The sequence below is a fragment of the Parapedobacter composti genome, from assembly GCF_900112315.1.
GTDB classification, from domain to species: Bacteria; Bacteroidota; Bacteroidia; order Sphingobacteriales; family Sphingobacteriaceae; genus Parapedobacter; species Parapedobacter composti.
Genome location: NZ_FOLL01000037.1, coordinates 1 through 7,754 on the forward strand (window position 1 = coordinate 1; position 7,754 = coordinate 7,754).

Annotated in this window: 11 protein-coding genes; 2 read left to right on the forward strand and 9 right to left on the reverse strand. The window is 37.0% G+C overall.

The window, feature by feature from the left end:
• Positions 1 to 319: 319 nt before the first annotated feature.
• The 8 genes from BM030_RS19195 to BM030_RS19230 all read right to left on the reverse strand — a co-directional run bounded on the left by BM030_RS19195 (position 320) and on the right by BM030_RS19230 (position 5,473).
• Complete coding sequence (locus BM030_RS19195; protein ID WP_244519048.1) at positions 320 to 442, reverse strand: winged helix-turn-helix transcriptional regulator; 123 nt, start codon at positions 440 to 442, stop codon at positions 320 to 322.
• 35 nt (positions 443 to 477) lie between these two features.
• Positions 478 to 771, reverse strand: a complete 294-nt coding sequence (locus tag BM030_RS19200; protein WP_244519047.1) for a hypothetical protein — start codon at positions 769 to 771, stop codon at positions 478 to 480.
• A gap of 26 nt (positions 772 to 797) precedes the next feature.
• Complete coding sequence (gene fabF / locus BM030_RS19205; protein WP_090975226.1) at positions 798 to 2,042, reverse strand: beta-ketoacyl-ACP synthase II; 1,245 nt, start codon at positions 2,040 to 2,042, stop codon at positions 798 to 800.
• Positions 2,039 to 2,254 carry a DUF2798 domain-containing protein gene (locus tag BM030_RS19210; RefSeq protein WP_090975227.1) on the reverse strand — a complete coding sequence of 72 codons (216 nt, stop codon included), beginning with the start codon at positions 2,252 to 2,254 and terminating at the stop codon, positions 2,039 to 2,041. The genes fabF and BM030_RS19210 overlap by 4 nt, the downstream gene beginning before the upstream one ends.
• Positions 2,255 to 2,686: a PaaI family thioesterase gene (locus BM030_RS19215; RefSeq protein WP_090975228.1), complete on the reverse strand. Its 432-nt coding sequence runs from the start codon at positions 2,684 to 2,686 to the stop codon at positions 2,255 to 2,257. It lies immediately after the preceding gene.
• A gap of 2 nt (positions 2,687 to 2,688) precedes the next feature.
• On the reverse strand, positions 2,689 to 3,438 hold the full coding sequence (locus BM030_RS19220; RefSeq protein ID WP_139215961.1) for a hypothetical protein: 750 nt from the start codon (positions 3,436 to 3,438) through the stop codon (positions 2,689 to 2,691).
• A gap of 139 nt (positions 3,439 to 3,577) precedes the next feature.
• Positions 3,578 to 4,171, reverse strand: coding sequence for a TetR/AcrR family transcriptional regulator (locus tag BM030_RS19225; protein WP_090975230.1), 594 nt, complete (start codon positions 4,169 to 4,171; stop codon positions 3,578 to 3,580).
• An 84-nt stretch (positions 4,172 to 4,255) separates the two neighbouring features.
• On the reverse strand, positions 4,256 to 5,473 hold the full coding sequence (locus BM030_RS19230) for a site-specific integrase (RefSeq protein WP_090975231.1): 1,218 nt from the start codon (positions 5,471 to 5,473) through the stop codon (positions 4,256 to 4,258).
• A gap of 387 nt (positions 5,474 to 5,860) precedes the next feature.
• Here BM030_RS19230 and BM030_RS19240 point away from each other — a divergent pair, with 387 nt between their 5' ends.
• A complete protein-coding gene (locus BM030_RS19240) occupies positions 5,861 to 6,769 on the forward strand; it encodes an AraC family transcriptional regulator (RefSeq protein ID WP_090975233.1) in 909 nt (302 codons plus the stop codon).
• Positions 6,770 to 6,782: 13 nt separating this feature from the next.
• Entirely contained in the window at positions 6,783 to 7,160 is a 378-nt protein-coding gene (locus BM030_RS19245; RefSeq protein WP_090975234.1) for a hypothetical protein, read from the forward strand.
• A 280-nt stretch (positions 7,161 to 7,440) separates the two neighbouring features.
• Here BM030_RS19245 and BM030_RS19250 read toward each other — a convergent pair whose 3' ends face one another.
• On the reverse strand, positions 7,441 to 7,650 hold the full coding sequence (locus BM030_RS19250) for a winged helix-turn-helix transcriptional regulator (protein WP_090975235.1): 210 nt from the start codon (positions 7,648 to 7,650) through the stop codon (positions 7,441 to 7,443).
• Between the last annotated feature and the right edge of the window lie 104 nt (positions 7,651 to 7,754).

Genomic DNA, 7,754 nt, shown 5'->3' on the forward strand with positions numbered 1-7,754 from the left:
CCAAGTAAGAGTAACAGAATCAACGGTTTTACTGGACTAAAGCACTTGCACATAACAAGGGTTTGGCGTAACGGGGGGCGGACGTGCTTCGTACCAACATTATTGCTAAATTGGAGCGTTCGTGCTTCGTATCAAGTGCAGTGCTAAATGCCCCCACTACGCCAAGCCCCGAGCCGTTGGCAGCAAGGCTAAACGACCGCACAGTCCGACACTTGAAAAAGCCAACGAACGCCTGTCATACACGCAGTGAACAGTCGATCGCTGACTTTTAGAAAAAATTATCCCGACAGACAACCGTTCAGACTTTCTGACAACAGTTTCAATTTCCCGACCTTTTCAAAATCACATTTCGTAACCGTTCTTCGTGTTCATCGCCCCAATCTTCCAATGCAGAAATGACGGGAATTAACGACTTTCCGAAATCGGTAAGGCTATATTCCACTTTGGGTGGGACAACAGGATAGATAACTTTTGTAATTAGTTCGTGTTCTTCCAACTCACAAATATTTCTTCATTTTCTGAAATCAGTTTTTCAAATTTGTTTAGCCATTTAATTGGGTTAGTCGCAAAATCGCAATGGTGTGAAAAGAAATCGGGCAACTTGGCATAAGGCAGTTTTAGTATTCTGTTTATGAGTTCCTGACAATAAGTATCATTATCTTTTACATCTTCTACTAAAATATCACACAAAGCATTTTCAGACTGCTCTTTTGGAACTGCCGTTTGTTCGGGAAATTGAACGGTATGCTTTATTTGAAATTTCGTTAGCATTGTGGATTTAGTATTGAGAAAAGCGTTTAAGGTTGAAACTTTTTAAAAATTGTCGTAGCAATGTGTCCGCCAAAACCAAAAGTGTTACTCATTGCGTAGTTCACTTGTCGTTGTTGTGATTGGTGCAAGGTCAGGTTAAATATGTCCTTAAATTCGGGTTCAATATCCACCGAATTGATTGTTGGCGGAATAATGTTGCTCTGAACAGCTTTAATACAGGCAATGGCTTCAACAGCTCCAGCAGCACCTAATAGGTGTCCCGTCATTGATTTTGTTGCACTAATGTTTAGTTTGCTTTGTCTGCCGAAAACTCTTTCTACCGCTTTTAATTCGCTGGTGTCTCCTTGCGGTGTTGATGTGGCGTGTGTGTTCAGATAATCTATTTCATTGGCAGAAATATTTGCGTCTTCCAACGCTGCAAGCATACCTAAATATGCTCCCTCTCCCTCCGGGTGTGTACCTGTTAAATGGTAAGCATCGGCAGCCATACCACCACCTGCAATTTCGGCAATGATTGGCGCATTCCGTTTTATGGCGTGTTCGTAGCTTTCCAAAATAATTGCACCTGCTCCCTCGCCCATAACAAAACCGTCCCTGTTGGTGTCAAACGGACGTGATGCAATTTGCGGATTTTCATTGAGCGTTGATAGTGCTTTTGAAGCGTTGAACCCACCAACGGAACTTTCGGTTATCGGAGCTTCTGAACCGCCTGTAATCATCATATCGGCTTTGCCCCAACGGATATAATTAAACGCATCAATAATGGCGGTATTTGAAGTAGCACAAGCTGAAACAGTTGTGTAATTAATACCCCTTAAACCGTATTTAATTGAGATAACACCCGAAGCAATATCAACTATCATCTTCGGAATAAAGAAAGGGCTAAAACGGGGTGTTCCGTCGCCTTGTGCAAATTCAGTAACTTGTTGCTGAAAGGTATTTATACCTCCATTGCCTGAACCCCAAATAACACCAATACGGTTTTTGTTCAATGTTTCAAAATTGATGTTTGCGTTTTTAACCGCTTCTTCAACAGAAATTAAGGCGTACTGCGTAAAAAAATCGTACTTTCTTGCTTCTGCTTTTTCAATGTGGTTTAACGGGTCAAATCCTTTAAGCTCGCAAGCAAATTTTGTTTTGAATTTTGATGTGTCAAATTTGGTAATGGGTGCAGCTCCGCTAATACCATTCACCAATGATTGCCAAAATTCATCAACGCTAATTCCTATGGGCGTTATGGCACCCAGCCCTGTTATAACTACTCTTTTCATTCTTTAACGATCTTATCGACAAGTTTCTCAATCCGTGGAGCAATAATTAGAATACAAGGCACCGCAATTACATAAGCTAAAAACCACGATTTACCCCATACTTTAAAAAAATTTACCCCTTTTAAATCTGTATTTATGAGGATAATTAAGCAGGAAATCAACCCTGTTGTTATAATTCCCATCATCAGTGCAAATAAAATTTTTTTCTTCATCTATCGTTCAATATTTGTTTTAAATAGGTTAGATATTCCTTTTGCAATCAATCTGGATTTATCTTCATTCCAGATTTCGCATTGTGCATTGATAAACTGTTTTCCACGCTTGATGATTTTAGTTTCTGCAATGATTTTTTCTCCATTCTTTGCTATGGAAAAATAGTCAATCACATTATTAATGGTGGTAAAAAATACAGGTTCATTTAATGAAAACATGGTGGCTCCCAATATATCATCCATTATAGCTGCAGTAACTCCGCCATGAAGGTTTCCGATAGGGTTCAACCATTCTGACCTTATGGTGTATTGAAATTCCAGCTGTCCTTCTTCTACAGTAAGTATAACCGGATTTAACCAACGCATAAACGGAGAGGGCGTGTCGGTAAATTCTTTGCCAATGTCATCTTTCAATTGTTTCAATCTGTCCATATTTATTTTAGAATTAAATCGTTAATATCAATTGAGATTAGGAGTGGCTCTGGTTTTAAAGATGTATTATCATCTAATCTTTTAAATACCCTTCGTTTCATTGGGAACATTAAACCATCAATTTCAGTATAGTCATTCAAATAATGTGCGGCTCCGCCTTTGCCCATTATTTCTGCATTGTAATCATGTCTAACGATTAAGCCATTCTCATTTATGTAAAATATTTGCTGTTTATTATGTGTAGTTATATAATCCGGAAATGTGACTTGTATTCTACGCAAGTGGATACCATCTTCAGACCAAATATCTAATTCCTTTATATTATAATCCTTAGACATAAAAATGAATGGTATATTGAAATAATTCCACATAGCGTAACTGGCAAAGTACACTGCTTGTAGAAGTGTCCATTTCGAATCTCTATCAAAACCAATGAATGATTGACGAGGATGATAAAGCTCTTCTATTAGCGTATTATTCTCTCGATTAAATATTCTTACTAAGTTGGGCTCGTATGTAGAATACCAATTTTTATCAATCGGAATATATCGGACAAATTGAGCTTTTGTATAGATTTCGATTTGTGTATTATTGAAAAGTCCGGGATGTCCTTTCTTTTGCCAATTAATTCCGTCTATATTTGCTACAACAGTTATTCGATCAACGGCACTCCAAAGTTCCATTCCCCCGTAGGCTTTGATTATTTTATTTCGTAAAGCATTCATCATTATTCTTGGCTCAAAGTGTTTCAATAATTTTCAATACTGTTTTTCGTTGTTCATATTGCCTGAGTTCATAAAATCCTCCAGTTCTATATAAATCGGGCATGTTGATTAAAATTTTTCATTCTTTTTTATAATATACCAATCGGTATATTTTTATTCAAAAAAATTACGATGCTAAATCTTTTTCTATGATGGATTTAATCCTATTGGCTGAGATTTGAAAATACTTTGGGTCGTTCATCGTTTTGGCTAATAAGATATTTCCTTCCATTAGTGTAAAAATTGTTGCAGCGTATTCTTCAGAATTGACATCAGCTTTGAACTCATTTCTTGCTTGTCCTTCTTCAATAGTTTGCTGTAATATTTTCATAAAACGTTGCATACTTTTACGAACGGCATCTCTTAAATAATGCAGGTGGTCGTCTGCTTCAACGGCTGCATTAAGCATTGGGCAGCCACCTACTTTAAAAACGGTTTCCCAATTTTGAACATAAAAATTAGCATAGGCCATTAATGCAGATTTGGCAGAGTGGGTATGTTTCATCAACGCACTTATCTTTTCCATTAACGATGAAAAATTATGTTCATAAGCCGCAATGGCCAATTCTTTTTTATTTGCAAAATTACCATAGATAGCACCCTTTGTTAATTTTGTTGCATTTTGTATATCAGACAAAGAGGTACTATCATACCCCCTTGTGTTAAATATTGCTGAGGACCTTTCTATAATAAATTGTCGAGTTCTTTCTGCCTTTGTCATCTCAGTTTTCAATATTAAAATAATGAAATCAGATGCAAATATAAGTAAAATATACCGAATAGTATATTTTTTAGATGAAAAATTTTAATTGATGTATTGTTCCACTGCCTTATCCAATTCCTCACTAATTACTTTAGCGTAAATCTGCGTAATGCCAATATCTGAATGGTCTAACAGCTTTGAAACATATTCTATCCGCATACCGTTGTTTAAAGCATTTGTAGCGAATGTATGACGGCTTAAATGGAAAGATAAGCTAAACGGCAACTCCATATCCTTACCCAATCTACGCAACTTCTGACCGCATAGGATATTTTTTGCATTGATGATATATGCCTGATAATCGGTATCGGCATCAAACCTTTCTACATCTTCCAATATCGGAAAAACAAAATCGCTTGGTTGTGATATGGCTGTTTTGTATTGGTTCAGAATATCTATTGCCGTCTGACCTATTTTAAAATTGTGGTTTCTTCCTGTTTTGCGAATGGTCTTTGTAATGCGTTGTTCTTTCTCGTTATAGTTTTCCCATTTCAAACTCACGACATCACTAAAACGCAAACCACCTGCATACACCGAAAAAATGAACATATCCCTAAATACTTCGTCTTTTCCTGTATATTCAATTTTGAAATTGCGTAGCTTTTCTACCTGTTCTTTGCTCAAAAATAATCGTTTGCCTTTATCACGTTTTACCCGAACTTTTGAAAACGGATAAATGCTTTCTTCAATTACATCTTCCCTTTGTGCATCACGGAACATTACGGATAAAATCAATAAAGAATAGTGTACCGTAGTTGCTCCGTTTTTCAAATTGTTGGACATATGATTGATGTAATCTTTCAGCATCGTAACGGTAATATCATCAAAATATACTTCCCTGTGCCCGATAAATTTTTCAAACTTGGCTACATACTGTTTGTAGTTCCTGTAAGTGGCAACCGAAACCGTTCCTTTGATACGCTCGCAACGGTTGTAAGCATATTCAAAGAAGTTTGCCATATCCTTACCTTTTATTGCTTCTTTGAGTTTTCGGGCTGATACGGATTTTCTTTTGCGTTCGTGGTCTGCAACCGTTCCCTCTGCATCTGCTACCTTTTGAGAAATAAAGGCATTCATTCTTGCACTGTTGGCGTGGTTCTTCTTTATCTTCTGCTTATCATCGTCCCATTCGTTGCGTTTCAGCTTTACGCCTGTTGCTACAAATTTGGCTTTTCTATCCTTTATAACCCTTATGTATAAAGGGCTATGACCTGTTTTATCTTCTTGGTTTGTCCGAAGCACTAATTTTATCGAAGCCATAAGAAAAAGTATTATATTTGTTGTACTAAAAAAAACAATCGAGTGCAAAACAATGAAACCCTTTATAAATCAGCTATTTCAAAGCGGTGCAACCTGATACAAAGGTACAACATTTGGTACAACAAACCTAACATTTCGTTGCGTTTTTCTGCGTTATTCTGTTCTTGTTTATTTTATAACTTATTGATAATTATGTATTTGAGTGCAAAAGGCGACATACGATTTAACACTTTTAATAACAAGGTATTGCCAAAATGGGGGCTGATGGAAGTAAATCCACTGATGTACTTCCATCAGCTTTTGTACTATATTTGAACTGATGGCTTTCAAATGCCCCACTTCGGCAATACCCAAACGTTGGCAACAAGCTAAACAAGCTCAACTAAAATGAATCCTAATGAAAAAAATAAAATCCATTATATAGAACGGCTCAATAAAGTTTTTGATTATATAGACGAAAACATTGATGCTCAATTAAACCTTGACGACTTGGCTAAGGTATCCCATTTCTCAAAATTTCATTTTTCAAGAATATTTAGTGCCTTGGTGGGCGAAACACCTTTTAAATTTATTCAAAGAATCAGATTAGAGCGCGCAAATTATCTATTGCGACTAAAGCCAAAAGCTAAGATTACTGAAATTGCATTCGAATGCGGTTTTAACGATTTAGCTGTTTTTTCACGCCAGTTTACTTTGCACTTCAACATCTCACCCACCGCATTTAAAAAACAAAACATACAACAGAGCAATATTCATCAAACTTCTTCTTTCAAAGCCAAATACTTTTGTTCCGAACTTAAAATTTATAGAGATATGGAACAGTTAGTTGAAGCAAACATTCGATCATTACCTGAAAAAACTATCGCTTATATCAAGCATATCGGTTCATATAGGCAAAATGCAGATATTTACGAAAAGCTGTTTAACCAACTCTATGATTGGGCAGGAAAGAACAGCTTACTTAAACACCATCCTGAATCCATTGTCATCCATTACGATGACCCCGAGTTAACACCGGAGGACAAGCAGCGAATGAATGTATGCATTACTGTTCCTGAAGATACCGAAGTAAACGGTAGCATAGGGAAAACCACGATACCTTATGGCAAATATTATGTGGCCAAATTTAAGCTGAAACCTCAAGAGATTCCAATGGCCTGGAATTGGATTTACGGGGAGGGAATTCCTTCAATTGGATATCATCCAATTGATAAAATTCCTTATCAAGTTTATCCCGAACCACCTAAAGAAGGGATACTTACCATAGTTTTCTGTATACCTGTGAAAAAGAATTAAAACAAAATAGATTATGGTAAAAGTCACAGTAGAAGCAGATTGCGGTAATGCCCCAAGGAAGGAATTTCTAAAACAGTTTCACATTGCTTTAGCTAATAGCGATAGCACCTTTGTAATAGAAAACATCACAGACAATATCCATTGGGAAATTGTTGGGAACCATACGATTACCAATAAGGAGGAATTTGAAAAAAGAATATTGGATAGCCCGTTGTGGAATGTGAAAGAACTTGTCATAGATGCCATTATAACCCATGGAAACGAAGCTTCTGCAAATGGAACTGTGGTTACATCAGATGATTTAAAATTTGCGTTTTGTAATGTGTATAAGTTTAAAGGCTTTAAGGGGACACTCCTAAAATCTATACAGACATATCTTATTGAATTTTGAAAAAAGCCAGTTGCCAACATTGTATAAGCGTAATGCGGACTGTATGGCTAAAACTGAGTATCTTTGCGCCTAAGAAACTTTACGGTGGGCGGACAGTAAATCGCTCCGAAATCCCGCACTACGCTTATACTTGGCCGTTGGCAGCAAGGCTAAACGACCGCACAGTCCGACACTTGAAAAAGCCAACGAACGACTGTCATACACGCAGTGAACAGTCGATCGCTGACTTTTAGAAAAAATTATCCCGACAGACAACCGTTCAGACTTTCTGACAACAGTTTCAATTTCCCGACCTTTTCAAAATCACATTTCGTAACCGTTCTTCGTGTTCATCGCCCCAATCTCCCAATGCAGAAATGACGGGAATTAACGACTTTCCGAAATCGGTAAGGCTATATTCCACTTTGGGTGGGACAACAGGATAGATAACTTTTGTAATTAGTTCGTGTTCTTCCAATTCTTTTAACTGTATCCGCCCGACCAACTGCATATTTTCTGAGTATCCGCCCGACCAACTGCATATTTTCTGATTAATTGATCGTCTTTAGCTTTACGCCCAAAATAATATATTTATGAAAGAGCGTAGAGATTACA

Coding starts and splice junctions, on each gene's coding strand:
- BM030_RS19215 (WP_090975228.1), bottom strand. CDS start 2,686: ATGGACAGATTGAAACAATTGAAAGATGACATTGGCAAAGAATTTACC.
- fabF (WP_090975226.1), bottom strand. CDS start 2,042: ATGAAAAGAGTAGTTATAACAGGGCTGGGTGCCATAACGCCCATAGGA.
- BM030_RS19250 (WP_090975235.1), bottom strand. CDS start 7,650: ATGCAGTTGGTCGGGCGGATACAGTTAAAAGAATTGGAAGAACACGAA.
- BM030_RS19245 (WP_090975234.1), top strand. CDS start 6,783: ATGGTAAAAGTCACAGTAGAAGCAGATTGCGGTAATGCCCCAAGGAAG.
- BM030_RS19230 (WP_090975231.1), bottom strand. CDS start 5,473: ATGGCTTCGATAAAATTAGTGCTTCGGACAAACCAAGAAGATAAAACA.
- BM030_RS19240 (WP_090975233.1), top strand. CDS start 5,861: ATGAATCCTAATGAAAAAAATAAAATCCATTATATAGAACGGCTCAAT.
- BM030_RS19225 (WP_090975230.1), bottom strand. CDS start 4,171: ATGACAAAGGCAGAAAGAACTCGACAATTTATTATAGAAAGGTCCTCA.
- BM030_RS19210 (WP_090975227.1), bottom strand. CDS start 2,254: ATGAAGAAAAAAATTTTATTTGCACTGATGATGGGAATTATAACAACA.
- BM030_RS19200 (WP_244519047.1), bottom strand. CDS start 771: ATGCTAACGAAATTTCAAATAAAGCATACCGTTCAATTTCCCGAACAA.